We start from the raw sequence: 26,999 nt of genomic DNA, 5'->3' as shown, positions 1-26,999 counted from the left end.
CGTGAAAACAGAAAAACAAAAAATGCTGGCTGGCGAGCCTTATTTAGCATGGGACGAGCAGCTATATGGCGAGCGAATCGAATGTCGTAAGGTATTGCAAAAACTCAATAACAGCATTCCAGATACCGAAGAGTGGCGCACTGCGATTGATACGCTGATCCCTGATTCGGAAGGTGCCTATTTAGAGCCACCATTTCGTTGCGACTACGGTTCAAACATCAAACTGGGTAAGAATTTCTATGCCAACTTCAACTGTGTCGTGTTAGATGTCGCAGAGGTAACGATTGGCGACAATGTGCTATTCGCGCCTAATGTTCAGGTGTTAACTGCAGGACACCCGCTAGATGTAAAGAGTCGTGTTGACGAAGGTGTTGAGTTCGGCACTCCAATTTCGATTGGTGACAATGCTTGGATTGGCGCAGGTGTGATCATTTGCCCTGGCGTGAACATTGGTAAAAACAGCGTGATTGGCGCTGGCAGTGTGGTGACCAAAGATATTCCAGACAATGTGGTTGCCGTAGGTAACCCATGCAAAGTTTTGAAAGCGATTGATAACTAATAACCATCAGATTTAAACGATAAAGCCCGAACTTAGATTCGGGCTTTATTTTGTCTATTCTTGCTAGATGCTAGATGCTAGATGCTAGATGGAACAGCTTGTTGTGTTTGCTTCTTATCTAACGCACCACTGAATCGAGTCAATCCAAGAGCAATTAAAACAATCACAGCGCCGACCCAAGGGGTGTTCATTAGTCCAGACTCCGCAACAATCAAACCTCCGCCCCAAGAACCTAAAGCGATACCGACATTGAAAGCCGCAATATTGAGTCCAGATGCCACATCTACTGCGTCTGGTGTGTATTTCTCTGCCAGTTTAACGACATACACCTGCAGCCCCGGTACGTTACCGAATGCGAATGCACCCCACACCAAAATGGTAGCCACTGATGCGTATGGGTTAACTGCGGTAAAGTTGAACACCACCAATATAGCTGCTAGACCAGAGAAGATGACCGTCAGCGCTTTAATTGGCCCCATTTTGTCGGCCATCTTACCGCCCCAGATGTTACCTATCGCGACGGAAACTCCGTAAACCAACATGATTAGGCTGATAGAGCTTGAATCAAACCCTGATATGTTTTCAAGTATTGGAGCAAGGAAAGTGAAAGCTGTGAATGTCCCGCCGTAACCAAGTGCTGTGATGGCGTACACCAGTAATAAACGAGGCTGAGTCAGTACCTTTAACTGTGCTGAAATCTTAGCGGCCGGTGGTTGTTTAAGGTTGCTCGGAACCAAAATAGTGCTGCCAATCAGAGCGATAAGACCAAGCAATGCAACGATCAAGAAAGTTGCTTGCCAGCCAAATGTTTGGCCGATGTAAGTACCCAACGGCACACCCGTTACTAATGCGACGGTTAAACCGGTAAACATGATTGCGATGGCGCTCGCCGCTTTGTCTTTAGAGACCAACCCTGTTGCGATGGTCGACCCAATCGAGAAGAACACACCATGCGCAAGGCCGGTAAGAATACGTGCCGCGATCAGCGTGTTATAGCCGGGAGCCTGCCACGCCAGTAAGTTACCGACAACAAACAAAGACATCACGGTTAACAGCACTAATTTACGGTTCCATTTTCCCGTTAATGCTGTGAGTACTGGTGCGCCGATCGCTACGCCCAACGCGTACAAACTCACTAACAGTCCAGCTGATGGAATTGATACATTCAAGTCGGTCGCCATGGTAGGAATCAAGCCTACAATGACAAATTCTGTGGTTCCGATGGCAAAGGCGCTGAGCGTCAATGCGAGTAATGCTAAGGGCATAATCATCTCTCTTACTATTCTGTGTTAAGTATCGAGCGCGATAAAGTGGGGCAGTTTATGGCTGCAATAAGAGCGCTTCGTTTGATGGCGAGGATTATCGAGCAAAATATATTTGTGAAAAATGCCACTATTAACAAATAACTTTTGTGTTATCTGCAATAATGATTGGATGAGTCAATGGTAGGTTTTGAGCTACTTAATCCGTTAGATGTTTAACAGATACAACGTTCAATTGACTAAGCACTCTAGTAACTTCAGGCACAATGAGAGTAGATAAGGAGCCTTATGCTAACGCGATCAGATGATTTGGAAATGGTGTTGACCGTTGTCGATGCGGGTGGTTTTTCAGCGGCAGCAGAGGTACTGGATGTGCAGGTCGCGAAGGTATCTCGCTCTGTCAGTAAGGTTGAATCCCAATTGGGCGTATCGATATTTAACCGAACCACAAGGCGTGTCGAGCTAACTGAAGAGGGGCGTCAGTTTGTGGATTCCGTTCGTCTCGGTTTGCAGATGATTCAGAGCGCTGAAGAAGAGATTGTCTCGCGCGGAGAACTGCCAAAAGGCCGATTAAGAGTCGATGCAGCCAGCCCTTTTGTATTTCATCAGTTGGTGCCTTTGGTGCAATCATTTAATGAAGCTTATCCAGATATTGAGCTTGAGTTAACCTCTAACGAAGGCTTTGTTGATCTGTTAGAAAAGCGCACCGATGTCGCGATACGAATTGGTAAGCTTGCCGATTCAACACTCCATGCACGACCATTGGGTAAGAGTTTGTTGTATATGGTCGCTTCACCAGAGTATTTGGCGAAGCGTGGTATTCCACAGAAGACAGACGATCTCAGCAGTCACCTTACTGTTGGTTTTTCGGATAATAAGGTGCTTAATCAATGGCCGTTGCCCAATCACCATTATATTGAGCCAAACGTCAAAGCCAGTAGCGGTGAAACCATCAGGCAGCTAGTGTTGGCAGGGAATGGCATTGCGTGTTTGTCGGGCTTTATGGTACAGCAAGATATCTCGGAAGGTCGGCTAGTCCCTGTATTGGAAAAAGTGAAATTGAATCACACAGACAGAGAACTGGTGAATGCGGTGTTCTACAAGTCGTCATCGGTATCCAAGCGTATCTCCGCGTTTATCGATTTTATTCAGCCTCGGCTGAGTTTGTAGTAGTGACTTCTAAAGTCCCTAATTCACTGACGGGATCACTGAACTCCAGTTCAAGGTGATGATTGGCTTTAGAGACGATCTCCCTCAGCCAACGATGTCCGGCGTCATTGTGTCGTGCTGGATGCCAAAACATAGCAACTTTAACGCTTTCGGTAATGAAGTCACAAGGGATGAGCTTTAAGCTTGAATCTTTTAGATATTTACTGAGTAATCGTTTGGGGAACAGACTGATGTGATGACTATTTTCAATCACACTCATCATCTCCACTATGCTGTTAGCGCTCCAAACGATATCACGTTCCCCTAAGATCTTTTCACAACTCAACCCTTTGTCATGTAAGTAGGCTTTTTTTGGGCTTGAAGTGGTGTGCACGACATGTTTTTCGAACAAGAATTGGCTCTCTGAGACGGTAGTTGACGTTAAGCGCGGATGATCTTTTCTGCACAAGACACATAACTTTTCATCCAACAACTCTTGATACTTAAGTCCCGAATACTGTCCAAAATCGATATCAATCGATAAGTCATATTGGTTTCTGAGTAAGGACCGCATATCCGCATTAGATAAGTTTGAATCCACTTTGACTGTAACGTTGGGCGCTTGATCGAATATAAGGTCGGAGACGATAGGGAGTAAACTTAATCCAATAACTGAAACAGCGGAGAGCATGAAATTTCGTGAGCAGGTTTCAGGGCTAAAGTTAGAAAGAGGAGGAGTGGTGAGTCTGATTTGATGAACTGCGTCGGCAAGCTTTGGGTAAATGCTTTTCGCGAACTTACTGGGTGAAACGCCATGGCTTTCGCGAAAGAAAAGAGGATCATCAAACAGTATTTTGAGCTTTTGGATGCTTTGACTCACCGCTGATTGGCTAATGTTGAGACGATGTGCAGCAGCACTGATACTTCGTTCTTCCATGACCGCAATGAAGATCGGAATTAGATTGAAATCGGAATGTTTCATAAATCGATGTAAAGTAATGGCTGTGAAGGGTATCGTTTGCCTAGTCCGTTAATTGATGACTGGCTGAGATAATGTTTAGTTGAGAATATTACAATCTAGACTTTGTTTTGTAGACTTTGCGGTCATTTATACAAACTAGAGGCCGCTATGTTCAGAAATTACTGCGTTTAAATGTAGCTCTGCAATAAGTTTCGGCCTTATCTTTTAGCTCGAGGACTGAACTTGTCATTTCATCGAAGAAGAGCACGTTACCATCATATGTGCTTTATCAGGTGGAAGTAGGAATTTTTCTGTGGACCCTGTATGCAATGTTTTACTTTCTAAAGTTGGATTTTCCTCAAAGCTAGTAATATTCTCTTTGAAAATAGAGAGGTTGTACTCAACATTGTAATTAATAAGGTTTGAAATTGATTCCGCTCTTTTCTTTTTCTCAACCTCTATTGAATCCACTATACGATTGAGACTGTTATAATGGATAATGACACAAGAAAGCTAATGCCAAAAATTAATATATTCCTTTTAATAATAAGAAAGTTAAAAACACTCATAACTGCCTATTCTCTCGTCTAAAGCAAATGAAATTATACTCTACTTAAGTCATTGCTTAGCTATTTCAAGAGTACATTCCGCGATGGTGACAGTTCAGAGTCCATTGAGCCTGAGAGAATCGTGATATCAGTTGATTTTGACTATGGCAGTGAGTTTTATGAAGAATACTTTTGATTTGAGTTCGTACCGTTTCTTTTGAAACATTTCGAATACTAGATATCTCTGGCCCGGTAAAACCCTTTATTAACAACTCTAAAACGTTGAACTCTGACTTTGTGAGTGCAGAGGTAATATCAATATTTTTGGGCTCTGAGTACTTTTTCCAGAAATGCATCATAGTATTATGAGCAACCCATGAGTTAGACCATGCCGTCATGATATTGGATACAAGCTCCAACTGCTTAGTTTGATGCTCAGACAATGATTCTACGCTGTGAAATATAGCAACCATTTTGTGTTCATAGTTTAGAGGATAGAAAATAGAATATTTGCTTAGATGCTTGGTGATTATTGATAGTTTTTTATGGTCAAATATTCGATTCTCCAGCACATTGTCGTAGGTAAATTTTAAGGTGTTTTTCTGATTGCATAGAGTTGATTCAATGTAACTTTCAATGCTCTCCGATATTATTTTGCTGATGGATATTCGTTTAGAAAGGCTTTCTAAATTTTCAAAGATAATGTCCATGCCTTCAGAGAGAATGATAAGACTAACATGCTCAATTCCGATTTTTTCTAGTCCATCGCGAACTTCATTTTCCAGTTCATTTGGAAAACAAGGTACCATTGGACTTGTAAACTCGTTATTTCTCTTTATAGACATATATTAGCCAACACCAGTTTAGTTATATTTTATATCATTATTTTATATTAATTCATTTCGATAGCTTATTATCATCACCCTATTGGGTGAAATTTTATGGAAGTTTTACAAAGTGATGAATTAAATGATTAAGATCAAGATAAATTCGATCTCCTACGTTTTCATAATCAACTAAATATGATGTTTGTTCAATGTTACATTACTAATATCTGATATAAGTGGGTACTTAAATATTCCTTTATTAGGATATAGCAACATATCATTCTAGTTAAATCAGTTATCAGAGCAGAGTCAGAACAACATTAGTTATGGCAAAGGGAATGGGAAAGCGTTGGTAAAGTTGACTTTGTCCATATGGAGCATAGTGAGGGAGCGATCAGAAACCGAAAATGAACGAAGTTAGCTTCGCTCATAGACAAAAATTATCCTATGGAGCAACAGGGTTATCTTTATAATACATTGATATTATGAAATAATTATACATCTCTACCCATCATTAAATCGTTCCAAAATAGCTTTGTGCTTAAGCTCAGTCTCAAAGTCATTTTCAACTGACTTTAACCATAAAATCGCTTCAACCCTATTCTTGACCCGGATTTTTTTATAGATGTTGTAAACGTGTGTTTTGACAGTGCCTTCTGCAACGTGGATGTGATTCGATATCTCTGAGTTCGTTAAGCCATTACCAACGAGTTTGAGTATTTGCCACTCCCTTTTAGTCAGTAAGCAGTCTTGAGTTGTGTCCTCTATCTTGATTTTTGACCGATATATATTCAATAGCTTTTGGGAAACATCTCGGCTTAGCCATATGTTTCCATCTATAACGAAGCTAAAGCCTCTATATAGGGTTTCAATATAATCTTTAATATAAAAAATCCCCATAACACTTGTCCAAAGGGAGACTTCTTCAAGATCAATATTATCATCACAGTTGATTATGATGACAGGAATTTTCGAAACGTTACATGACATTTGGAAGTGATGTTGTTCATTTAACTGTTCCAGCATTTCATAATCTATGACAACTAAGTCAAATTTTTTGAAATTTATTGGTTTTGATAAGTAGTTATAATCGACTAGCGACAATTTTAAATGCAGTTCAGAAAGTAAGCCGGATATGAGAAACTCAGTTTGAATACTCTCTCGAGAAATTAATACGCCTTCACTTGGATCATCTTTCATACCATTCAACCTTTAGTCGTACTTAACCGACTGACCATATCTGATAAATTTCAAAAATCAGCAGCTAATTGTGACTAGCAAACAAAATTGCTTCATTTCGGTTGTGAACCCCGAGCTTTTGATAAATTTTATGTACATGTGTCTTTACGGTACTCTCGGTTATGAAAAGTTTATCCGCGATAGACTGATTGGAGTAGCCTTCTGCCAGTTTCTTTAAAATTTGTTTTTCTCTGTGAGTCAAGTATTGGATAGTGTTGTCGTATGATAGAGATAGAGCACGATACTTATCGATTATCTTCTCCATCCATTCTATGGGAAACCACATTCCTCCATTCCCTACTCTTAATATCACGCCACTTAATTGGCTAATTGATGTGCCATTGTTCAGTACGGCTCTCAGTTGTCGTCTTCGCATCAGTTCTTCACAGATCAAGCCAATTGGAACATTGACGACGATAATCTTTTGTTTCAATAGATTAATGATTTTCTGTTCTTCATTAGACATGGTAAACAGCACATTGAAATCTAATATTAAAATATCGCTCTTAATGAAGAGTACTCTCTCCATATCGCTTACTACGCCAAATTTCTCTAAGTTGAAGATATCTATATCTCTTAGTTGGCTAATTAATTTGTGACTATAATTAAGGTCTCTAGATAAAATAGTGGCAAATTGATTAACAGTCATAATTTCTCAATCCTTTGAATTATGGGACACAATTTATTATGTTTTCATTATGCATATTGTTCCACACCCATGTGGGGTATAATGTCTAATAAATTTTAATTCTGAAGCCTTAAACCGAATAACTGATAGAGGAAGCCATAGAATCAATTCTCGAACTTACTCGTTTTAAGCATGCCTAGGTCTATAAATACATCATCAACAACTTGTGATCTTGATATATCTAGCTGAAAACCTTTAGCCACTCCATCGTAGAAATAAACAAAATAGTGCCCTTCTGGTAGGGTATCCAACTCAAAACTTCCTTCTTCATCAGTAAAAAAAGGGTAGCTTTCATTGGTCAGTTGATTTTGAAATTCTCCCACGACATCAGCTAAGGGCTCCTGGTTTAAGTTGTGTAAGAAACCACTCACAAAATAGCCCTTTACGATATCAAGCTCATAGTGAGAGCCCGTATATAGCCCCCCTTTTACAACGAATTCTTTTTGCTTCAACTCCTCATTGAAGTCGAGGTTATCGCCACTTACTCTAATCAGTTTAAAATTTTCATTAGGCACGGGTACAACTACCGTTGAACTGCCCCCATCTTCAACTGGCAATATCTGCAAACGTTTATACTCATCGTAGCTTAGGGTGTACTTCTCTTTGTACGCTTTGGGAATTGAAACAAGGTTGAAACTACTACCCAAAGGTGATGTCCACGCTATATGGCTTCCCGACCATGCTACTCCGGTATCAGCACCTACAGTTAGCGTTCTGGCAGTGCTATCGTTTGATTCATTGGTTGATGAATAACGAGCATTAAGATTGACCTTATCTAAGTACCATTTGCCGTATGCATCAAAGCCATCGTAATTTTCGTCGACAAACTGAGCAGATGTTCGCCAGTAATAACTAGGATCATATTTCGATGCCGAGAGTGAGCTCTGGTATTCATCGTTTGTACTGTTATATGACGTGCTTGCTGAGACACTTTGCCCAAAGATATTGAACGGTATAGAGATATTGGCATAGAAGCTTCGATCTATGGTGTCATTGTATCTTTGCCATCTTAAGTTCAAGCTCGTTGACAGATTGTTATTGAAACGATAACTGGTGTTGATGGATGCGGTTTGGCTTAATGTTTCTTCGTTATTAAATTGATGTTGTAAGGCAAATGAGAGGTAACCATTTTCAATTGGCGTTTCCACCCCTGACGATAATGAAACCGTCTGAGTAAGCGGAGTATCGTCGCTAGTGCGGTTAACTCCGTAAGTTAAAGATGTACTAGTGAGCGCGCCATAAAATAGCTCCTCGCTGTAGAGTTGATTCGAGAGGTCATAAGAATCATAGTCGTGGTAATCGTTATAACTACCATCGAGTGATAGGAAATAGTCACCAATAGAAAAGCTTTGTTTTAATGCGTAGTTCTCCCTCTCTTTGTGGATGGCAACAGAGGGCGATAAGGTCCACCAATCGGTGAGCCCATAAGAGATAACCGCTTGGCCTGCCATCTTTTCAGTGTCGATGTCTTTATCACCATCATCCTCATACACTTGTTCGGCACCATAAACCCACTGAGTCTCGATATCACCTTTGAGTAATAGTTGCGGATGATCAATAAGGTTAAAGTAGCGTTTTTGCTCCACGCCACTCTGGTCAATATAAGTAACTTCGACCTCGTTGACCCCTTGCTCTAGCGGAAGGTTGTTGAGGTTGTATTCCCCTGCTGCTAAACGCAGATTACGGTAGTCCTCACCATTAATACGAATGGTGACTAGCGATGGCGTCTGTATGCTAATTGGCACAACATTAGGCGCACTGTACGTTTTGAGATAACTGGGCTGGTATGAATACGATAGACCAAACAGCTCGCTGCTAGGCAATGACTCTATATCCGTTTCGTTGAGGTAGTCACCAAACTGCAAATAACCTGCGTTATTGGGCAAGTTAGCCATGAGACGTGTGCGGTCTCTTAGCCAATAGTCTTCATTGGTGAAATGGTTGTAGGTATAGGTATGACCGTCCTCAAAGGTGACTGGACCAAATGCAAAAAGCCCTCTTAGAGCGACTTGTGACGCCGAATATTCAGTATCGATCAAATTATGGCTGTGTGACCAATACGAGTTGAGTAGACCACTGAATGTCGATGTCGGCGCCTGATACATCCCCGCAGGTGGAGTGTAAACACCAGAGTTGCCCAAAGGAATATCAATGGTCTTTTTGTCAGCAACAGGGACTTTAATTTGGACTACCAGCGTTCCGGTGTCATAGTCAGCCTCCCAGCCAAGTTGTTTGAAGTCGTCTTGAGTGACTTTTCTATCACTAAATACCCCTCGCAATGTCTCGAGCCTTGAAGGCTTAAGTGACTCGATGAGTGTCGGTAGTAGTTCGTTGCCCTCCAATGCCCAGCTGTCCTCTTGCTCATCATCAAGGTAGGCACTGATTTCCAGTTGCTTGTTGAGGATTTGCACATCTAGTGGGAATAACATCTCTTCCGACATCGCGAGACTGGGTAGTACTCCTAACACTATGTAACAGGAGAATCGCATATCCATTGCAAACCACCTTTTCACTCATTAGTTGAATACGATTTCTACATCTTGGTTAACCGCTACCGTTTTGTTGAGTGGCAGCAGTACCTCTTTACCTGCAAGGATATTGATATTCGGTAGTTCATCTGGGTAGATTCTATTTTTACCTTGGTTACTTAATTGCAATTTCCAGTCTTTCAATATGATGTGCCCATTCCCTTGATTGTTTAGTGACAAATATTTATTGCCTTTATATTCAAGAACGGATGGATTGATCTCGGCTTTAGCTTCTTTCGGTGTGACGTAAAATGCCGTATTAAAATTAAATTTGGATTGTACGCCTTCACTTTCATCTTCAGAGACATCTCGGTCTAGTTGGGTAAAGATAATGCGATATGATTTCTCAATTGAAATATCTCTTTTACCAAGATATAAAACTTTCACGCGTTTTTTCTCTAGTGGTTTTAAAATTATTTTTGATGGAAATATTCTCAATTCTTTTGTTGGAATTCTTAGCTCTTTTCCTTTTTTATCAAGATCTCTTTGAACTACTGTGACTTTATAAGCAGCGCTGTTAGGTGTCATATTCTCTAATGTATAACTGGCAGACCTTTTTTTGACATCCATGCTTTGGGATAATGGTGATATCTTGAAATTTGCATAAGATGTTTGAGTAAACAATATTAATAGAATAAGAGTTAAATATTTCATGGCAGACGTCCCAGCAGCAATAAACAAAGGAGGACCGAAGCCCTCCATAGACTTTAATTTTATTAAAGTGGTGTTAGGTCAAATGTTAGGGTTTCAGTGTATTGACCTGCGTAATCGAAACTACCCGGTGCTTTCATGATCACTTTGAATTCACCAACCTGCCCGTTGCTACCTGTGCCAACAGGTAGTATGCCACCTGCTGAGAGACTACCAAGGCTAGCAGCAACTGCACCTGCGTGCTTAAAGTTAGTAGGGGTACCGAACTCCAATGTATAATTAACGTCAATTGGACCGTTATTATCTTGCGCTCGAAGCACTCCGTATGTAGGAACTACAGTAACTGTGTAACCGCCATTAGCGTTACATTTCACAGCACCAGTCATAGACTGACCAGTCGTTTTAAGGTCGTTGAGTTCGCTACTAACAAAGTCACCGTATCCAGTGCCTAAAATACTAGTTAATGAACCACCGACAGAACCATCACTACCAGTAGCCCAAAGACCAATATTACACTCTTGAGGGACATTTTTAGTAAGGGTAGTTGAAGCGGCTAAATTATTATCCGCACTAGCTACGGTACTGCCTAATGCTGCCATTACAGCAATTGCGATCGCTACTTTTTTCATAATGACTTTCCTTATGTCAATTTATATACTTGTTTCATTAAGATTAATGGAACAAATATATATTAGCCCTGAAAGCCTACCTCCTAAGTACCAATAAAGATGGATAGTGATGGTAATTAATAAACTAAAGTATTAGGTACTTATGTTTTTAATAATCCCACCCCTATGAAGTCATATTAATGTTAATATATTTATTTTATTGTTTTTATAAACCAAAGTTTTATTGATTTAATTGTCAATTTTATTGGATTTTGAATATTACGAAATTTAAAGAGTTTTATAACCCTGTGCTTTCAAAGATAATGTATTGTCGTTTATTTCTGCAACCTATAAAAAATCCCGTACATAGATACGGGATTTTAGTGGTGTATGTTCTTTATGATGCTACATAGTCGATAGAGGCGACTTTTGTGTGTCTATCGATTTTCGCAGTCAGAAACTAACCGATTTTCGTCATCTCATTAAGTGTGAATGACGCAACACAACCTTCCGTTGCAGCCATGTACTCAGCGAGGTGAGTATTACCCATGTGTGTTTGCCAAAGTTCGCGAGACGTCCAGTTTTCGTAGAAAGTGAAATGCGCAGGGTTTTCGTTGTCTTGGTGTAGGTCGTAGTTGATGCAACCTTCTTCAGCGCGAGTAATATCAATCAGTTTTAGTAGCTCTGCTTTAACCAATTCAATTTTGTCTTCGTTAGCGACGATGTTTGCGATGATAGTCAGTTGAGTCATGTTCATTACCTATATTATTTGATTTACCGAAATGGTGTTGTTCTTTGCCACAGGGCTTATTAGCTCAAGAGCGGGTCTATGCTTGTTGAACCCTAGTCTGTGTCGATGGATAAATAATAGTAGGAATAGCCAAAACGATAAACCGCGCTACGTTTGAATTATTATCAAAAATTAATTGATAATAAATTGAGGTTTATAGTCTACAGGGCATAGTTTAATGAATATTAAAACCCTCCAGCCCAAGCATCAAAATCATCAATGTTGTCGAGTTCTTGCTGGCTTCTTGGGGTTGGGTAATAAGGTAGCGCTAATCTCACAACAGAAGGGAGCAGTTCCTATTCTGGTTTGATTGGTGATGGTGGAATGAGTTTGTTTTTGACGACCAAAATGAACAGCAGGGTTGAAGAGAGTAAAAAAGCGACACGCTAATAACAACGCGTCGCACTTAATTATGTCTTATTAAATGTATGACCTAGTACCTATCTTTATGTCTTTCTTCTTATATAAGTTATAGGTCGTAGTGATCTATGGCACTATGCTCACCGATGTTGGCTCGGCTATTCCATGCCTCTACTCCATATAATCCATCAAAGTTAACACTTCCTTCTATCTCAGCATTGCAACCATGATAAGCCTCAAATGATGCAAAGCCCGCCTCTTCGTCTATACCTGTTAGTGTAAAATCGCCTGGTAGGTAAAAAGAAGCAGCGTGGCATTCCATAGCTTTCGCTTCTATTTTTCCAACAGAGAGAGAAGAGTTTGCATTCAGAGCAAGAAAGCCTGAGAGCAAGATGCTTTCTGCTTCAAGCGTCGAGCTGTCTGCAACCTCCAGTGAATGCGCCTTTAATTCTCCGCCATAAAAGGTCGCATTTAGGTAAAGCTCTAAAGAATCATTAATGTTTAAAGGGCTTAACTTGTTTTTTAAAACAGAGTTGCCAGCGAGCCTAATTGATTGTGATATACCAGTGAGGTTTTTATCAAAACGGATATACGAACCATGATAAGCACCGAGTTTAAGGTTATCTAAGCTACCTTGTTTTATTCGTAGGTTTGATGAATTAATGTAGATATTGTCCAGCACTTCACCATCTAGTATTTGAGGTGCAGGAAGGGCAACATTGCTTAACTTAACATAGCTGTTTCTGTCGATATCGATCATACCCGAGGCAATATTAAAGTTTTGAAAAGAAATATTACTTTTACCTAAAATAATCAAAGCGTAGAGCTCTGGGTCATCAGCTGTTTCAACTGCACCAGAGATCACACTGCCGTCTTCACCACTTAAAAGCAGGTTGTCTTTGTTGATGGTAATTGGGCCTGTGCAATTACCACTGAATGTTACAGTGAGCGGGCTTGGGTAATAGGTCGAGTCCAGCAGGTTTTTTAGTGCCTGACTATCATCACTGCAGTTAATAGATACCGTTGAGTCTTCACTATTATTAGCTGCTTCAATTTTTTCCTCAAGGTATAAGAAGTTAGCATTCACTTCTTCTGCCTTCGCTGGGGTTCCTGCTGAAAAGGTAACAAGCTCTTGGGCATGGGCCAAACTTATGGAAGTGGTGGTGAGCAAAAGAGTAGTGACCAGGTTCCGTTTTATATTTCGCATAATTCTATCCTTAGGCAAGGTTACTGCCAGTTTGATTGGTTCCATTTAGTTTGATTCCATGTAGCGTCAAGCTGTGAATGACTATCACATGCGTCTCCAATTCCATCCTCATCCATATCAGACTGTGAAGGATTGGCATCGAAAGGGCAGTTGTCTGTGACAGAGTCAATTCCGTCGTTATCGTTGTCCCCGGCTTGCATTTCATCGTTAGGGAATTGGTCTTCTAGATCTGGGTAACCATCGTTATCGTCATCAAGGTCGGCTGTATCGCCAACGCCATCTTGGTCGAAATCACTCCACTCAGTCGGGTCATCGTCGAACAGGTCTTGGTTGTCGCCCACATTGTCCTTATCGCTGTCTTGCCATTCTGTTGAATCATTGGGAAATGCATCAACCAACGTGTCGTAGCCATCACCATCAGGGTCACCCGCCCGTGATATGTCATAAGGGTATTCATCTAAATCGTCCGAAATACCATCGTTATCATCATCGGTATCGGCATTGTCACCAATTTCGTCTAAGTCGTTGTCGGCATGTTCTGTAGGATCGTAGGGAAATAAATCTAGGATGCTATCGACTCCGTCGCTGTCAGGATCGCCTGCTTGGGAAGAGTCATTGAGATATAGATCGTCAACATTAATAACGCCATCTCCGTCATCATCTTGAGTGAAATCTTGTTCTGTATACACAGGGGTTTCTGTCCCAGTTGTTTCGAGTGCGTGCTGAATTTTGTCGGAAACCATGGTTAGCTTTTCATCTAACTCGGATTCGCCGGTAGGGGTGTTAGCCAATTGTTCAAGTTGCTGTGAGTTAAGGTTTAAGACATGAGAAGCGACAATATTCTCTGCGATAAATAGCGTCTCATTATCTTCTGAAGAACCGTCGTTACTTGCAATATAATCCCCAAGTACTTGCGAAGGTGAGAGGTTGAAAGTGTTGGCAACGTGGCTTACCGCTTCCTCTTTTGTCGTGTCAGTACCTGCCGCGAAATTTTGAGAGATATGCAGATGTACCAAGGTACTAAGAGGAGTGACGGTATCTTCCCCTATGGGGGCTGACAAAAGAAAGTCGGAAGTGACTGTTTGACCTGGATTAGAAAGATCTTCTGTAAGGTTGGCAATTGCCGCCACGACAACAGGATACTCTTGTGGGCTTAGCCCATGCAGTTCGAAGCCATCCAATTCAAGGTTCGCCACGCCCTCACCATTAGAATAGGCGACAGGTTCGGTTGCGGGGTCGTGTTCAAAGTTATGATTGATATCGAGCCAAACTTTGGCATTTTTAAGGTAACCGTCAATGGCGGTTATAGAATATTGCCCGTGGTCAGTGTTATTTAAAGAAGCGCTGTCATTGTCACTACAAGCTGTCAACAATGAGCTGGTCGCTAGTGTCAACGCAATAGCTGTTTTAGATACTTCCATAGTGCCTCCATATTTTCAGGTGCCGTTCCTAGCATTGAAATCACGTTAAAAAAATATGGTTGCGTTGGCATCACCCACCTGAGGTATGAGTTGTGTAAATCAAATGCTAACTTGATGTAAATCAATCTTGATGATTGGTCTTTTGATGAATATTTTCTTAATTGGTTGATGGCTTGGCTAATGTGAGGGTTGCATGATGCATCAAAATACATTTTAAGTATTCGAAGCAAAGTAGAATTGGTTCGGCGACTATCGATTGATAATTTTCAATTGATCGTAAATTTTTGTTTTTATTTTAATAGCGTTGTTTTAGGCAGAAGTGATGTGTCTTTCTCTTAGAATGTTTTCATAAAGCAAGTCATATTGCTTAAACTGGTTTGGTGTTTACCTGAAGCAACATGCAAAAATCTCTTCCCGTCAAGAATTGCAATAATGAAATATATTTATCAGTGGCAAGTGGGTGGGTGAGTAGTGTTAAATATGACGCGGACTTCTTTTAGGAAAAGCATCTTTGATTAGAGGTCTGGGTTTTCTTCATACCCAACATCCAATGTAACTTTTTACCTTGATTGAAGATTAAAACCCGCCAGCCCAAGCATCAAAGTCATCAATGTTGTCGAGTTCTTGCTGACTTCTTGGGGCAGGGTAATAAGGCAGCGCTAACCTCACAACAGAAGGAAGCAGTTCCCATTCTGGCGTCATTTTTAGGCGCTTCAATTCGTCATTAAGACGTACAAACATGTAGTAGCCATCGCTGTGAGTATTGGCGTAACTTGCGACTGTGGCGATGTCACCAGAAGGCAATTTGACATCTCGGCCGAGCGGGTAGAGTTGGTGTAGCGCAAAGCTCACTTTCGGGTCTTGCAGCTTGCCTTGTTTAAAGCGTTCTAGACCAATGGCAGTTGAGGTCGTGCGAGGCTTCCAACCTGTGAGGAACAAGCCACTCAAGCTATCTTGGAATGGTTTACCCTTTCGATTGCCTTCATTGCTAATGAATTGAACCGTCAGTTTGTCTCCCGACTCTTCCAGAATTTCTAAAAACTGTTCACCAGTGCGATCGACTAAAAGCTTCATAAGACCCAGATACCATTAAGAATGAGATACGATAAATGGTACTACTTTAGGGGAGGTTTTGGTAGGGAGGATTTTATTGCGGGTTGGAAGGGCTATTTAAAGGATATAGCGAATACATTACGACGAACAAAAAGCGGTGAACAGATTGCAAAGGACAACATACAAACGCCGAGAACAAATCGCTCTCGGCGTTTTTGGTTGATGAACAATTACACCCTTTGGGTGGATTCATTTGGTATGAATTAGCTCAGTTCATCTTCCACATATTGAAGACAGAAAGACTGAGCTTTTTCATCGAGTGTAATTTGTTCGTTACCCCTTAACTCGAGGTATAGCTTTACAGCCTGTTTTAGCGCAGGAATTAGAGCATCACGCTCTGGCATTGAAACTGTTTGAGCAAGTGCTTGTGCAAACTCTGGTAAACGAGATTCAATTTTTCTCACGCCAGATGGTGTCAATCCAGCTTGCTTGAGGGCTAACGGAGACAACACGTTTTGACGAAGGAAGGAGAGGAATTCGACCGTCTCGAAGTATTCCCCGCGAGCAATTTTGGTTGCTGCATAGTGCGTCCAGATCCAGAAGCGATCTTCAATCCATTGTGGATCTGGTTGTGGATAGTGTGGTTCAGCGGTACTGAATACATCGGTCAATAAGCTATCTCGTTCCCATAACACATGGTTGTTATCAACTCGCACGGCAGCATCTGGTAGAGAGACAAATTTGAAATCAACGTGTACTGGTTCTGGGCCAAATATCGACACAATTAAGCGTGGCTCGCCAACGTGTTCACCGGTAAATGCCGCAATTTTACCGCCAATCTTATCAAGAATGTTGAATCGTTCTTGCATCACGCTTTCGTAGTCGGCTGGGTTGATTGCGATAACAAAGTCTAAGTCGCTGTATTTGTCCATCGAGTCAGATCCAAAAGATCCGCTCGCGGCAATACCACAAATTCGAGGATCTTGAGACAGGACATCAATCACTTTGATAAGAAGTGTTTTGTGAGGTGCTGGAAGAGTGCTTGGGTAGTTCATATTTTACCTATCTTGAAAAAGTTAGAACTGCAGGGCAGCTAGTGCGGCAAAATCAACGCAGCATTACAGAATGTCAATGTCGACCTATCTTGTCAATAAAATATAGAACGGCTTTGGGTAAGAGCTAAGGCAGAGTGGGAAAGGGGATAGTCTGGCAAGCATGATGGGATTTCATGATGAGCCAAGTCGGTTTTGGCTCATCAGTACAGTTACCCCGAGTATGTGGGTTAGCCGTTTAACGCTTACGCAAGTAGTGAGTTTGTACAATCTCATCAAGGTAAGTCGTGACGCCTTTCAGTGTAAAGTCGAGAGGAGAGACTAAGTCACCAAACAAAGGAGAGCCGCCACCAAGAACGACGGGAATCGTCGAGATGATCAGTTCGTCAATCAGGTCTTCTTTCATGAAGTTTTGAATGGTGACACCACCATCGATGTAAAGGTTGTTCATGCCTTTGCTGTTCAGATCCTTGATGATCTGAGTGAGCTCGCCCTTCACAAGGAACACTTTACCTTCCAGTTCCTTAGGCACTTCCGTCAAGGTGTTACTCAGCACATATACCGGCTTGCTGTAAGGCCAATCAATACCGAAGCTCAACACCATATCCATCGTGTTACGGCCCATGACCAAAGCATCAATGCGATCAGTATGGGCGTTGTAACCCATGTCATCGCTCTCTGGATTTGGGATCGCGTGTAACCAATCTAGGCCACCTTGTTTGTCTGCAATGTAACCATCAAGACTCGCGCCGATAAAGACAATATTTGACATTTTTAACTCCGAAATTGAACAGGAACTTGGCAATCACACCATAATAAATTAAAATATTCTACAGTGTAGAAATTAAGTTTAAGAGGTGGTGTTATGACTGTCAAGGATCAAAAGCGAGGTCGACCAAAGAGTGGATCAAGCCAACTCAGCGCTGACAAGATCTTAGATATGGCAAAAAGCATGATGCGCGAAAGTGGTAAAGTACCGAGTATTCGAGGGTTAGCGACGGAGCTCGGTGTGGATGCGATGGCGATATATCATTACTTCAAGAATAAAAATGATCTCTTGGAATCGATCACTGTGTCGTTGGTAGGAGAAGTTGCTCAGCCTCAACAAAACCAAGTGTGGCAAGAGAACCTTTATCAGCTCAGCGTGAGTTACCTGTCGGTGTTGAATGACTATCGTGGGTTGCTCGAAACCCTGCTGACGATGAAATCTCTTGGGCCTGTTGAGGTGTTTAGCGAGCGCTTTGAAGCGGTAATGAGCCCTTTGGAGCTAACATCAGAACAAACGGAAGACGCCCTTCATTTGCTGGTGGACTATCTGCATGGCTATGCGCTTGCGCTGAACTGCAACCCAGATAGAACGGAAATTACGGTTGAGATGGTGAGAAAGCCGTTAAGCCTTTACTGCTTAGGTATCGAACAGCTGAGAGCGCAGTAATTTCAGAACAAAGTGAAGGTTTCAGGGCGCAGTTTAGTGATGTGTTACTCACGATGGAGTACTGATGTTTCATTTATAGTGGATAATTACCTATAAATTTCAGGCTTTAGCAGTAATAATCAATGAATAGACCTGAACAGCTTGTGAGTCGAAAGCTGCCGGGACAGTTTCTAAAGACGTCATCGTGAAAAGGAAGTCAGATACATGCCTGTGCTCCAACGCATCAGTTTAACCTTAGTTTTGGCCGCTATTTTGGGCGGCTGTTCTTCATTACCAGAAGGCATCGACCACCCAGCAGAACCGTACACCTCTTATGGACCAAGCACTTTGTCGGTTTTAGCGGATGAATATCAACCACAAGCATCAGAGCAGGCAACTACCGCCGTTCGTTTACAAGAATCCGGTTGGGATGCATTAGCACAGCGTTTGGCGTTGGTTGAAAGTGCAGAACACACCATCGATATTCAATATTACATCTGGAACTCTGACGAATCGGGCAGGTACCTAGCCAGCCGTTTGTTAGCCGCAGCTGATCGTGGTGTTAAGGTGCGAGTCATGCTCGACGACATTAACCTCAATGAGCGTGAAGGCCTATTATCGGCATTGGATGCACACCAAAACGTCGAGATCCGAATCTTCAACCCAACACCAACACGTCGTGGTTTTAGTAAGTGGTTGAGCTTCCTTGGCGATTTTTCTCGCCTAAACCGCCGTATGCACAACAAGTCGTTTACCGTTGATGGCACCTTGTCAGTAGTTGGTGGGCGTAATATTGGTGATGAATACTTCGATCTTTCTGACGAGATCAACTTCCGAGATCGTGATGTATTGGTGATGGGCTCAGTCGTTACCACGATCCAAACCAGCTTTATTGAGTATTGGGACAGCCGTTGGTCTTACCCTGTCGATATGCTGGGTGACGACGAACAACCGGACCTTTCAAAGATTGACGATATCACCGTTCCCCAATACAAAAACTACCCAGAGTTACCATTAGATCGCGAAACGGCAGATAGCCTGCTGAAAGAGGTGCTTAATGAGATGACATGGGTTAATGCTCGTTTTGCTTATGATCGCCCTGTGCCTGTCGATTCAGACAATACTGATGAACCTAAAGCAACGGCGGTTCTGTTAGGCCAGCTCGCAAGCGAATCGAAACAAGAGATCTTGCTTGAGTCGGCTTACTTGGTATTCGATGACGGTCAGCTAGAAGAGTGGCAAACGTTGAACAACGAAGGCGTCGAGATAAAGGCACTGACCAACTCAATGGCCTCTAATGATTTGGTGACCAATCACTCTGCTTACGCGGGTCGACGCTACGACATGTTAGAGCATGGCATCGACTTGTTTGAGCTAAAACCAGATTCCAAGTTGTGTCAAGCATCTACCCAAGACGTGTCTAAATGTGCACCAGAGACAGCTTATGGTCTGCATGCTAAATCTGTTGTATTTGACCGCAGTATCGCGAGTATTGGCTCATTTAACTTCAACCTGCGTTCGACTTACCTTAATACGGAATCGGTGCTAATCATCGAGAACAAAGCGATTGCTGAAATGCTAGCTAAAACCATTGAACAGGCGATGAGCGAAGACAATAGCTGGCGCTTGGAACTTGAAGATGGTGATGTGTATTGGTACTCAGGTGACCAAAATTGGGACAGCGAGCCAGAAACAGGCAAGTGGGAACGAATGCAGTCAGGCTTCCTACAGCTTCTCCCAATAGAGAAATACCTCTAAGAGAATCAGCACCCTAGAAAAGAAAAATGTCAGCGTATAATACGCTGACATTTTTGTTTGTGATGGCGAAAACGGAGCTCGTTCATCGGAATCTTTTTCTGTCTTTAGATCCGCTCTCGATCTATCGCTTGGTCAGCTGTTTGCTGTTCAGGTAAGGCAGAATGTGAGGGCGAGACTCACCAGACAGCTTTTGCGTGATCTGCTGTGACCAGCTGCTTTGCTTTTGATTGCTTGAGCGGTTTGCGTAGTAGCTCTGCATTGAATCATCGTAGCGAGCAATTTCGTCTAGGCTCAGCGGTTGGTATTGGTTTTCGTGCATCACTACGTGAGCAGGAAGGCGAGGTTTGATTTCAGGCTGCTGCGCAGGGTGACCTAAACACATGCCAAATAGCACCGCGGTGTGTTGTGGAAGTTCCAGTAGCTCATCGACTTGTTGCGCGCTGTTACGTAAGCCACCGATGTATACGCCACCTAAACCAAGAGACTCCGCCGCCAGCATACAGTTTTGCGCCATGATGCCAGAATCTACCGCGCCAATAAGGGTTAGCTCAGTAAAGTCGGTTTTTACTTCTGGGTTAATCTGAGCGTGGCGTTGATAGTCGATACAAAACACCAAAAACTCGGCGGCACTCTCCACATAAGCTTGGTTGCCTGCGTATTCTGCTAACAGTTTGCGCTTCTCTTTGTCTGTCACTCTCACGATAGAAACAGCCTGCAGTAAGCTCGATGACGACGCGGCAAGGCCTGCCTGAACAATTAAATCGAGGTGCTGTTGTTCTATTGGTTGGTCCGTATATTGGCGAATGGAGCGGTGCCCCAAAATTGTCTCAATCGTACTGTTCATAGCTCTCAGACTGTCCTTGTTTTTATGATGTATTACAAATCACCATAACGACATTTGAGGTTGGGGTAAACCTCAAAACAGCCTTTGTTGAAGACTAGTGGGTTTGGCTTTTCATCGTTTTAGGACAAATGTGAGGAATGTACAATTGTAGGTAAGATTCCGTTAGCCGGATGGCTTCATTAGCAAGCTCTGGAGTGATGTGACCGTGTTGACGATAGGACAAAGAGTAAATTTTATCAGCAACTTGCAGCGAGATAGCGAAGACATTGATTGATTGCGGTAACTGAGGAACATCAAAGAACTGTCGATAAATCGTTTCTACTTCTTTGCCCAAAATTAAGTCATTCTCTGTGTCTGCATGACCTAACTCTGTGAATGTATGACGACCTAAAATAAGCTTTTTAGCAATCGGGTGATTGTTATAGTAATTCACATACGCTGTTTCAATCATACGATTGATATCAGTCCAGTGATTAACATGTTCCACATCTATACATTTACCGAGCAGAGAATCGAAGTCAATAAATACGTCGTCTAACAAGTTGTGGAATAAGTTTTCAATATTCGGGTAGTGATGATAAACCGTGGATGTTGCCATTCCACACTCTTTGGCAACATCGTACATTGAAATATCAGTCGCTTCACGGCGTTCCATTAGTTGCACAACAGCATCATGAATTCGAATTAACTTTTCTTCGGTGGTTACTTTGCGCATCTAATGGTCCTCACTGTTATTTGGAACACAAAAAACATAAAGGGTTTTTAATCAAAGTTCCAATTGGAATATTCAAAACTTAGACTTTGTTACCCTTTATTTATATAAAGCATGATAAGCTGTTATTAGGCGTTAATATGTGTCCCTGTTTTTCCTTCTATGATCTCTAATGCACTCGACAGGTCACCAATGTGTCCGTGTTGTTTTGTTTTCTCCACAAACTGACAACATGCGTCGACCTTCGGCCCCATAGAACCGGCTGGGAAAGTGTATTTTTTCATTTGCTCAACTGACACGTTTTCAAGCTTCTCTTCTTTTGGGGTTCCCCAATCTAAACAAACATGAGAGCCATCGGTGAGGATCAGCAAATGTTCAGCGCCGATTTCTTCTGCGATAAGAGCCGCTGTCATGTCTTTATCGATGACCGCTTCGAAACCCACATAAGCGCCATCTTTCTCGACGACTGGAGCACCGCCGCCGCCGCCACAAATAATTAAGTGTTCTTTCTCTAGCAAGTCTTTGATGGCTTTTATCTCTAGTACTTCTTTCGGTGAAGGGGACGGAACCACGCGGCGCCAGTGTGCTCCGTCAGGCTTCACAATCCATTGGTTGGCTTCGGCGAGTTGTTTAGCTTGTTCTTCTGTATAGACAGGGCCAATAAATTTGGTCGGGTCAGCAATTGCAGGGTCATTTTCGTCAACAACAATTCGAGTTAAGATCGTGGTGGTAAAGCGATCTTGAATCGCAGCGTTTAAGCCTTGTTGGATAAGATAACCAATCATCCCTTGCGTCTCAGCGCCAAGTACATCAAATGGGTAAGGTGGGCAATCTTTGTAAGCATTGTTCTGCAACGAGAGTAAGCCTACTTGAGGGCCATTTCCGTGCACAACAACCAAACGGTAATCTTTACTTAGTTCAGCCAAAGAAGCGGCGGTTTGCGCGATGCTCTTTTTTTGGTTTTCGCAACTCATTACCTCACCACGTTGTAGTAAAGCATTCCCACCGACAGCAACAACAATAATAGGCTTCGACATGTTTAATTCTCCAAATGATATTTCGCTCATAGCAAATAAGTTGGTTTGAATTGTATTTAAATATTGTCGGAGTCGTGGGGATAAAAATCACAATTCGATTTGTGCTCAATATTTGATGTTTTTAGTCGCCTATATGTCACAGAAAGCCTTAATTATCTCTAGATTAACTAGATATGTGATCTTGGTTTTGAAATAGAAAATGTATTTATTAATCGAATGGTTATTGACCAAAATCAAGTATTCCGCCTTTTATCATTATAAATCTAATATTTGTTGGGTTTATTTTGTTTTTTACCCGAATTCGTTTGTGTAAAACCGATATTCAATTTTCATCCCAGTTCACTTCATCGCTTTGCCGTTTAATTAATCCCGAATTAGAGATTAAGGAGCTAAGAGATGAGTAACGAAACGCAAGGAAAAATGGGGGTTACGGGAATTGCACTCTTTACACTGTGTGCAGTTTTGGTGGTCGACACATTAACCGCGTCAGCCAGTATTGGTGTCAGTGCCATTGGCTGGTGGGTGTTAATGCTGGTCTTCTTTGTTATCCCATACGGCTTAATTACTTCTGAATTGAGTACGACCTATCCAGGGGAAGGTGGTATTTACGATTGGGTAAAGCAAGCCTTCAACTTTAAATGGGCAGTCAGAACAACTTGGTTTTATTGGATTAACGTTGGTTTATGGATGCCAGCGGTATACATCATGTTTGCAGGCATGTTTGCCGAACTTTTCATGCCGGGCCTGTCTTTATGGGGCCAAATCGCTATCTGTATATTACTTACCTGGTTAACGGTCTGGATTTGTAATGTGTCGGCCGACATCGGTGTTTGGGTTACGAATATTGGCGCGGTACTCAAAATTATCGTGATCAGCACATTAGGCGTAGGTGGCTTCATCTATGCGATGAAAAACGGTGTTGCCAACGAATTTACGCTACCCGCAATGATGCCTTCATTGGACTCAGCCGTCTCTTTCTTACCAGCGATTGTGTTCAACCTAATGGGTTTTGAACTGGTTGCGACCATGACTAAAGAAATGAAAGATGTTCGCGATATGCCTAAGGCCGTCTTCCTTTCTATCGGTATCACCGCTTTCTTATACATCTTCGGTACGGTAGGCATCTTAATGGCGCTGCCTGTTGAAAGTATTGGCTTAGTATCGGGCCTTATCGACACCTTCAAAACACTCTTTGGTGGTGGCGTGTTTGGTACAGCCATGGTCTACATCTTCGGTACTTTCGCTCTGTTAACGCTTATCGGAAACATGGTGAGCTGGACAATGGGTGCTAGCCGAGCTGCAGCAGAAGCCGCTCAAGAAGGTGAGCTGCCAGCGCCTGTGGCGAAAGTATCAGAGAAAGGCTCTCCAGTTGGTGCAAACAACATCACAGGTACCGTATCAACGGTCGTTATCCTGTCTTACGCACTGTTTGCACAAGGGAATGATGATCTGTTCTGGTCAATATTTGCTTTCTCTAGCTGCATTTTCTTACTTCCTTATCTGTTCATGTTCCCGGCATACCTAAAGCTTCGTGTGGTTGATGGTCAACGTGAACGTCCATTTAAAGTACCGGGTGGTATGGCGGCTCAGTGGGTCATGTCCATTGTTTGTTTCTTCGTCATCCTTCAAGCCGTGATTTTATTCATCTTCCCTGAGGCGCTTGATCTAACCGTTGCTGATTGGGGATACACAGGACCTGTTTTGATTGGCGTGATTGCCACTGTTCTCGCTGGTGAGTGGATTCTGCTCGGTGCGCTAAAGCGCAAGAAACAGCAAGGCTCGGACGATAACGACACTGCCGATTCGCAAGATAAAAAAGAAGCTCAAGCATAATTTAGGGGACATAACGATGAAAAAGCTGATTGAGACTACTCCAAAACACGATGGCTTCAGAATGCCAGGGGAACACGAGCCACACAGCGAAATTTGGATGGCTTGGCCAGAGCGCACCGACAACTGGCGCAATGGTGCAAAACCAGCACAAGCGGTCTTTGCAGACGTGGCAACCAAGATAAGCCAAACAACACCGGTCACCATGCTAGCGAGCTCTGAGCAATACGATAACGCGGTATCTCGTTTACCTGAGGACATTCGAGTGTTGGAAATCTCGACGGATGACTCTTGGATGCGCGACATCGGGGCGACTTATGTTGTTGATGACAGCGGTGAACGCCGAGGTGTGGATTGGGAATTCAATGCATGGGGCGGGTTTGTGGATGGGTTGTATTCACCATGGAACCGCGATAACCAAGTCGCTCAAAAGATGTGTGAAACCATTCGTGACTCTCGATACCGCGCTCCAATCGTACTAGAAGGTGGCTCAATTCATGTTGATGGTGAAGGCACGCTCTACACAACAGAAGAGTGCTTATTACACGAAAGCCGCAACCCAGACATGAGCAAAGAAGAGCTGACGGAAGTGCTTTGCGAACACCTCAATGTTGAGAAAGTCATTTGGCTGCCTCGTGGTTTATACAACGATGAAACCAATGGTCACGTCGACAACATTCTCCACGTTGTGAAGCCGGGTGAAGTGGTTCTCACATGGTGCGATGACAAGAACGACCCACAATATGAGATCAGCAATGAAGCCTATGACTACCTCACCAGTCAGACCGATGCCAAAGGCCGTCAGATAAAGGTACACAAGCTGCCAATGCCAGGCCCTCTATTTATGACCGAGGAAGAAGCGGCAGGTATCGATATCGCAGACGGAATGGAGCGAGAAGCGGGTGAGCGTTTAGCGGCGTCGTATGCCAATTACCTGATTACTAACAACCAAATCGTGCTGCCGTTATTGGACAAACGCTACGACAACGATGTTATCGGGATCTTAGAAGATATTTATCCCGGTTACGAAGTGAACGGCGTCCCAGCTCGAGAAATTTTGTTAGGTGGCGGCAATATCCACTGCATCACACAACAAGTGCCAAGAGTTTAGTTGGAACAATAAAACCAATTTAGAAATGAGAATTAAAATAAAACAAAGACTTAAAACAGTCGTTAACACCAATATTTAATCCAAACGTAGCGGTTCTTGAAAGTGATGGCAGGTATTCGAAATCAAATCGCCATGAAAGTGAACGGAAAAGAACCGCACACAAAATTATGAAAAATAGGAACTTATTATGAAATTACCTTCTTCTAGCGCAACTGAACTAAACAAAGCAAACCTAGAGCACATGGTTTCCATGAAAGACTTCTCTGTAGAAGAGATGGACAACATGATGGAGCTGATGACTCACCTGAAACAGGCGCGTAAAGACAATGCAATTCCACCTCTGTTTAAAGGCAAATCAGTAGGGATGATCTTCGAAGCGGGTTCGACTCGTACACGTGTTTCTTTCGAGGTGGCGGCAACATTACTGGGTGGTCATGCGCTATTCCTATCTCCAAAAGACATTCACTTAGGGGGTAAAGAGTCGATTGATGATACGTCTCGTGTTTTATCACGTATGTGCGACATCATCATGGCTCGTACCAATAGCCCTGAAACACTCGATGGCCTACTGGAAATGTCGACGGTACCAGTAATCAACGGCCTTGATACTCGTTTTCACCCAACTCAAATGCTAGCGGATCTCTACACGATCAGAGAGCACATCACAGATGGACGTAAACTGTCAGATCTCACCTTGGCATTCATGGGTGATGCGACCGATGTGTGCCGTTCTTTGATGCTGACTTGTGCTAAGTACGGCATGGGCTTCAAGCAAATTGGCCCTAAGAAATACCACATGGAACAAGAGTGGATCGACATGGCGCTGAACTTCTGTGAAGAGTCTGGTGGCACGATTGAAATTACCGATGATGTAGAGCGTATCAGTGATTGTGACGTGGTGTATGGCGACAGTTTCTACTGGGTGACGCAAATGGATGAGAAGGAAGAGCGCCTTGCGGCATTCATGCCTAACTATGTGATTACTGAAGAGCTAATGGCTAAGGCTCGTCCGGGTGCAATGTTGCTGCACTGCCTACCTGCGAATGACAAAGAAGAAGTGACTCGCGGCGCACTAGAAAGTGAATACTCAGTGGCGTTCGATGAAGCTGAAAACCGACTCACTGCTCAGATGGCGATTTTAGTGTACTTCACACATAAAGATGCGGTTATCCCAACACAAGAAACCGTTAAGCATCATGAAGAAAAAATCAGCAGCTTCTTAAGCACTCTGTAGGGGTTTATTTGTGGGGGCGTAAGAGCCTCCACTGTGATGCTCGAATTAAGCTGAACCAGTATTTATCACGATTTATTGGTTCGGCTATTTTTGTACCTTTTATTTTGAAATGTCGGTAAACATGCAGCTAATTGGCTCTATCTGACATCAATACTC

General features: G+C 42.6%; 24 protein-coding genes. 7 read left to right on the top strand and 17 right to left on the bottom strand.

Translation table 11 applies throughout. From position 1 onward, the window contains the following. Window position 1 precedes the first annotated feature (1 nt). A complete protein-coding gene (locus FLM53_RS23540) occupies window positions 2-559 on the top strand; it encodes a sugar O-acetyltransferase (RefSeq protein WP_176679167.1) in 558 nt (185 codons plus the stop codon). Window positions 560-636: 77 nt separating this feature from the next. Here the strand turns inward: FLM53_RS23540 and FLM53_RS23535 are convergent, their stop codons facing one another. After that, the gene (locus FLM53_RS23535; RefSeq protein ID WP_176679168.1) at window positions 637-1,824 is read right to left on the bottom strand and encodes an MFS transporter; all 1,188 of its coding nucleotides are present in this window, start codon (window positions 1,822-1,824) and stop codon (window positions 637-639) included. Between the two features lie 285 nt (window positions 1,825-2,109). Here FLM53_RS23535 and FLM53_RS23530 point away from each other — a divergent pair, with 285 nt between their 5' ends. After that, complete coding sequence (locus FLM53_RS23530; RefSeq protein WP_176679169.1) at window positions 2,110-2,991, top strand: LysR substrate-binding domain-containing protein; 882 nt, start codon at window positions 2,110-2,112, stop codon at window positions 2,989-2,991. Here FLM53_RS23530 and FLM53_RS23525 read toward each other — a convergent pair. From FLM53_RS23525 to FLM53_RS23465, 13 genes are all read right to left on the bottom strand, one after another. Further along, window positions 2,966-3,952, bottom strand: coding sequence for a LysR substrate-binding domain-containing protein (locus tag FLM53_RS23525; protein ID WP_176679170.1), 987 nt, complete (start codon window positions 3,950-3,952; stop codon window positions 2,966-2,968). The two genes, FLM53_RS23530 and FLM53_RS23525, sit on opposite strands and share 26 nt — an antisense overlap. Before the next feature lie 613 nt (window positions 3,953-4,565). Beyond that, window positions 4,566-5,324 carry a helix-turn-helix transcriptional regulator gene (locus tag FLM53_RS23520; RefSeq protein ID WP_176679171.1) on the bottom strand — a complete coding sequence of 253 codons (759 nt, stop codon included), beginning with the start codon at window positions 5,322-5,324 and terminating at the stop codon, window positions 4,566-4,568. A 486-nt stretch (window positions 5,325-5,810) separates the two neighbouring features. Next, window positions 5,811-6,506: a helix-turn-helix transcriptional regulator gene (locus FLM53_RS23515; protein WP_176679172.1), complete on the bottom strand. Its 696-nt coding sequence runs from the start codon at window positions 6,504-6,506 to the stop codon at window positions 5,811-5,813. A 64-nt stretch (window positions 6,507-6,570) separates the two neighbouring features. Then, window positions 6,571-7,194, bottom strand: coding sequence for a response regulator transcription factor (locus FLM53_RS23510; RefSeq protein WP_176679173.1), 624 nt, complete (start codon window positions 7,192-7,194; stop codon window positions 6,571-6,573). Between the two features lie 143 nt (window positions 7,195-7,337). Further along, window positions 7,338-9,728, bottom strand: a complete 2,391-nt coding sequence (locus tag FLM53_RS23505) for a fimbria/pilus outer membrane usher protein (protein WP_176679174.1) — start codon at window positions 9,726-9,728, stop codon at window positions 7,338-7,340. A 21-nt stretch (window positions 9,729-9,749) separates the two neighbouring features. Continuing rightward, window positions 9,750-10,415: a hypothetical protein gene (locus FLM53_RS23500; RefSeq protein ID WP_176679175.1), complete on the bottom strand. Its 666-nt coding sequence runs from the start codon at window positions 10,413-10,415 to the stop codon at window positions 9,750-9,752. A gap of 62 nt (window positions 10,416-10,477) precedes the next feature. Further along, window positions 10,478-11,041 carry a hypothetical protein gene (locus FLM53_RS23495; protein WP_176679176.1) on the bottom strand — a complete coding sequence of 188 codons (564 nt, stop codon included), beginning with the start codon at window positions 11,039-11,041 and terminating at the stop codon, window positions 10,478-10,480. Between the two features lie 439 nt (window positions 11,042-11,480). Continuing rightward, on the bottom strand, window positions 11,481-11,771 hold the full coding sequence (locus FLM53_RS23490) for a putative quinol monooxygenase (RefSeq protein ID WP_176679177.1): 291 nt from the start codon (window positions 11,769-11,771) through the stop codon (window positions 11,481-11,483). 508 nt (window positions 11,772-12,279) lie between these two features. Beyond that, complete coding sequence (locus FLM53_RS23485) at window positions 12,280-13,422, bottom strand: hypothetical protein (RefSeq protein ID WP_176679178.1); 1,143 nt, start codon at window positions 13,420-13,422, stop codon at window positions 12,280-12,282. Beyond that, window positions 13,398-14,798, bottom strand: a complete 1,401-nt coding sequence (locus FLM53_RS23480) for a thrombospondin type 3 repeat-containing protein (protein WP_176679179.1) — start codon at window positions 14,796-14,798, stop codon at window positions 13,398-13,400. The genes FLM53_RS23485 and FLM53_RS23480 overlap by 25 nt, the downstream gene beginning before the upstream one ends. Before the next feature lie 576 nt (window positions 14,799-15,374). After that, complete coding sequence (locus FLM53_RS23475; protein ID WP_176679180.1) at window positions 15,375-15,872, bottom strand: hypothetical protein; 498 nt, start codon at window positions 15,870-15,872, stop codon at window positions 15,375-15,377. Between the two features lie 242 nt (window positions 15,873-16,114). Beyond that, complete coding sequence (locus FLM53_RS23470) at window positions 16,115-16,906, bottom strand: oxalate:formate antiporter (protein WP_176679181.1); 792 nt, start codon at window positions 16,904-16,906, stop codon at window positions 16,115-16,117. 235 nt (window positions 16,907-17,141) lie between these two features. After that, the gene (locus FLM53_RS23465; protein ID WP_176679182.1) at window positions 17,142-17,675 is read right to left on the bottom strand and encodes a dihydrofolate reductase family protein; all 534 of its coding nucleotides are present in this window, start codon (window positions 17,673-17,675) and stop codon (window positions 17,142-17,144) included. Window positions 17,676-17,768: 93 nt separating this feature from the next. On the opposite strand from FLM53_RS23465, the gene FLM53_RS23460 reads away from it, so the two are divergent. Both FLM53_RS23460 and FLM53_RS23455 read left to right on the top strand, forming a co-directional pair. Then, complete coding sequence (locus FLM53_RS23460) at window positions 17,769-18,338, top strand: TetR/AcrR family transcriptional regulator (RefSeq protein WP_176679183.1); 570 nt, start codon at window positions 17,769-17,771, stop codon at window positions 18,336-18,338. A 204-nt stretch (window positions 18,339-18,542) separates the two neighbouring features. Continuing rightward, complete coding sequence (locus tag FLM53_RS23455; RefSeq protein ID WP_176679184.1) at window positions 18,543-20,075, top strand: phospholipase D family protein; 1,533 nt, start codon at window positions 18,543-18,545, stop codon at window positions 20,073-20,075. A 121-nt stretch (window positions 20,076-20,196) separates the two neighbouring features. On the opposite strand, the gene nfsA is transcribed toward FLM53_RS23455, so the two are convergent. From nfsA to arcC, 3 genes are all read right to left on the bottom strand, one after another. After that, window positions 20,197-20,919 (bottom strand): oxygen-insensitive NADPH nitroreductase, encoded by a 723-nt coding sequence (nfsA, locus tag FLM53_RS23450; RefSeq protein WP_060469216.1) that lies wholly within the window; start codon window positions 20,917-20,919, stop codon window positions 20,197-20,199. A gap of 94 nt (window positions 20,920-21,013) precedes the next feature. Further along, the gene (locus tag FLM53_RS23445; protein ID WP_176679185.1) at window positions 21,014-21,634 is read right to left on the bottom strand and encodes a TetR/AcrR family transcriptional regulator; all 621 of its coding nucleotides are present in this window, start codon (window positions 21,632-21,634) and stop codon (window positions 21,014-21,016) included. Between the two features lie 125 nt (window positions 21,635-21,759). Then, on the bottom strand, window positions 21,760-22,668 hold the full coding sequence (arcC, locus tag FLM53_RS23440) for a carbamate kinase (protein WP_176679186.1): 909 nt from the start codon (window positions 22,666-22,668) through the stop codon (window positions 21,760-21,762). Between the two features lie 396 nt (window positions 22,669-23,064). Between arcC and FLM53_RS23435 the strand changes: the two genes are divergently transcribed. From FLM53_RS23435 to argF, 3 genes are all read left to right on the top strand, one after another. Continuing rightward, window positions 23,065-24,501 (top strand): APC family permease, encoded by a 1,437-nt coding sequence (locus FLM53_RS23435; RefSeq protein ID WP_132761721.1) that lies wholly within the window; start codon window positions 23,065-23,067, stop codon window positions 24,499-24,501. A 16-nt stretch (window positions 24,502-24,517) separates the two neighbouring features. Next, window positions 24,518-25,609, top strand: coding sequence for an agmatine deiminase (gene aguA / locus FLM53_RS23430; protein ID WP_176679187.1), 1,092 nt, complete (start codon window positions 24,518-24,520; stop codon window positions 25,607-25,609). Between the two features lie 187 nt (window positions 25,610-25,796). Further along, window positions 25,797-26,843 carry an ornithine carbamoyltransferase gene (gene argF / locus FLM53_RS23425; RefSeq protein WP_004732254.1) on the top strand — a complete coding sequence of 349 codons (1,047 nt, stop codon included), beginning with the start codon at window positions 25,797-25,799 and terminating at the stop codon, window positions 26,841-26,843. The last annotated feature ends 156 nt before the right edge of the window (window positions 26,844-26,999 follow it).

The sequence above is a fragment of the Vibrio sp. Scap24 genome (assembly GCF_013394185.1).
Classification (GTDB): domain Bacteria; phylum Pseudomonadota; class Gammaproteobacteria; order Enterobacterales; family Vibrionaceae; genus Vibrio; species Vibrio pomeroyi.
This window is presented reverse-complemented; position numbering and strand designations above follow the sequence as displayed.

What these genes read in the sequence shown, in the direction of transcription:
- FLM53_RS23535 (WP_176679168.1), bottom strand. Translation starts at nt 1,824, where the DNA reads ATGCCCTTAGCATTACTCGCATTGACGCTCAGCGCCTTTGCCATCGGA.
- FLM53_RS23530 (WP_176679169.1), top strand. Translation starts at nt 2,110, where the DNA reads ATGCTAACGCGATCAGATGATTTGGAAATGGTGTTGACCGTTGTCGAT.
- FLM53_RS23525 (WP_176679170.1), bottom strand. Translation starts at nt 3,952, where the DNA reads ATGAAACATTCCGATTTCAATCTAATTCCGATCTTCATTGCGGTCATG.
- FLM53_RS23520 (WP_176679171.1), bottom strand. Translation starts at nt 5,324, where the DNA reads ATGTCTATAAAGAGAAATAACGAGTTTACAAGTCCAATGGTACCTTGT.
- FLM53_RS23515 (WP_176679172.1), bottom strand. Translation starts at nt 6,506, where the DNA reads ATGAAAGATGATCCAAGTGAAGGCGTATTAATTTCTCGAGAGAGTATT.
- FLM53_RS23510 (WP_176679173.1), bottom strand. Translation starts at nt 7,194, where the DNA reads ATGACTGTTAATCAATTTGCCACTATTTTATCTAGAGACCTTAATTAT.
- FLM53_RS23505 (WP_176679174.1), bottom strand. Translation starts at nt 9,728, where the DNA reads ATGGATATGCGATTCTCCTGTTACATAGTGTTAGGAGTACTACCCAGT.
- FLM53_RS23500 (WP_176679175.1), bottom strand. Translation starts at nt 10,415, where the DNA reads ATGAAATATTTAACTCTTATTCTATTAATATTGTTTACTCAAACATCT.
- FLM53_RS23495 (WP_176679176.1), bottom strand. Translation starts at nt 11,041, where the DNA reads ATGAAAAAAGTAGCGATCGCAATTGCTGTAATGGCAGCATTAGGCAGT.
- FLM53_RS23490 (WP_176679177.1), bottom strand. Translation starts at nt 11,771, where the DNA reads ATGACTCAACTGACTATCATCGCAAACATCGTCGCTAACGAAGACAAA.
- FLM53_RS23485 (WP_176679178.1), bottom strand. Translation starts at nt 13,422, where the DNA reads ATGGAACCAATCAAACTGGCAGTAACCTTGCCTAAGGATAGAATTATG.
- FLM53_RS23480 (WP_176679179.1), bottom strand. Translation starts at nt 14,798, where the DNA reads ATGGAAGTATCTAAAACAGCTATTGCGTTGACACTAGCGACCAGCTCA.
- FLM53_RS23475 (WP_176679180.1), bottom strand. Translation starts at nt 15,872, where the DNA reads ATGAAGCTTTTAGTCGATCGCACTGGTGAACAGTTTTTAGAAATTCTG.
- FLM53_RS23470 (WP_176679181.1), bottom strand. Translation starts at nt 16,906, where the DNA reads ATGAACTACCCAAGCACTCTTCCAGCACCTCACAAAACACTTCTTATC.
- FLM53_RS23465 (WP_176679182.1), bottom strand. Translation starts at nt 17,675, where the DNA reads ATGTCAAATATTGTCTTTATCGGCGCGAGTCTTGATGGTTACATTGCA.
- FLM53_RS23460 (WP_176679183.1), top strand. Translation starts at nt 17,769, where the DNA reads ATGACTGTCAAGGATCAAAAGCGAGGTCGACCAAAGAGTGGATCAAGC.
- FLM53_RS23455 (WP_176679184.1), top strand. Translation starts at nt 18,543, where the DNA reads ATGCCTGTGCTCCAACGCATCAGTTTAACCTTAGTTTTGGCCGCTATT.
- nfsA (WP_060469216.1), bottom strand. Translation starts at nt 20,919, where the DNA reads ATGAACAGTACGATTGAGACAATTTTGGGGCACCGCTCCATTCGCCAA.
- FLM53_RS23445 (WP_176679185.1), bottom strand. Translation starts at nt 21,634, where the DNA reads ATGCGCAAAGTAACCACCGAAGAAAAGTTAATTCGAATTCATGATGCT.
- arcC (WP_176679186.1), bottom strand. Translation starts at nt 22,668, where the DNA reads ATGTCGAAGCCTATTATTGTTGTTGCTGTCGGTGGGAATGCTTTACTA.
- FLM53_RS23435 (WP_132761721.1), top strand. Translation starts at nt 23,065, where the DNA reads ATGAGTAACGAAACGCAAGGAAAAATGGGGGTTACGGGAATTGCACTC.
- aguA (WP_176679187.1), top strand. Translation starts at nt 24,518, where the DNA reads ATGAAAAAGCTGATTGAGACTACTCCAAAACACGATGGCTTCAGAATG.
- argF (WP_004732254.1), top strand. Translation starts at nt 25,797, where the DNA reads ATGAAATTACCTTCTTCTAGCGCAACTGAACTAAACAAAGCAAACCTA.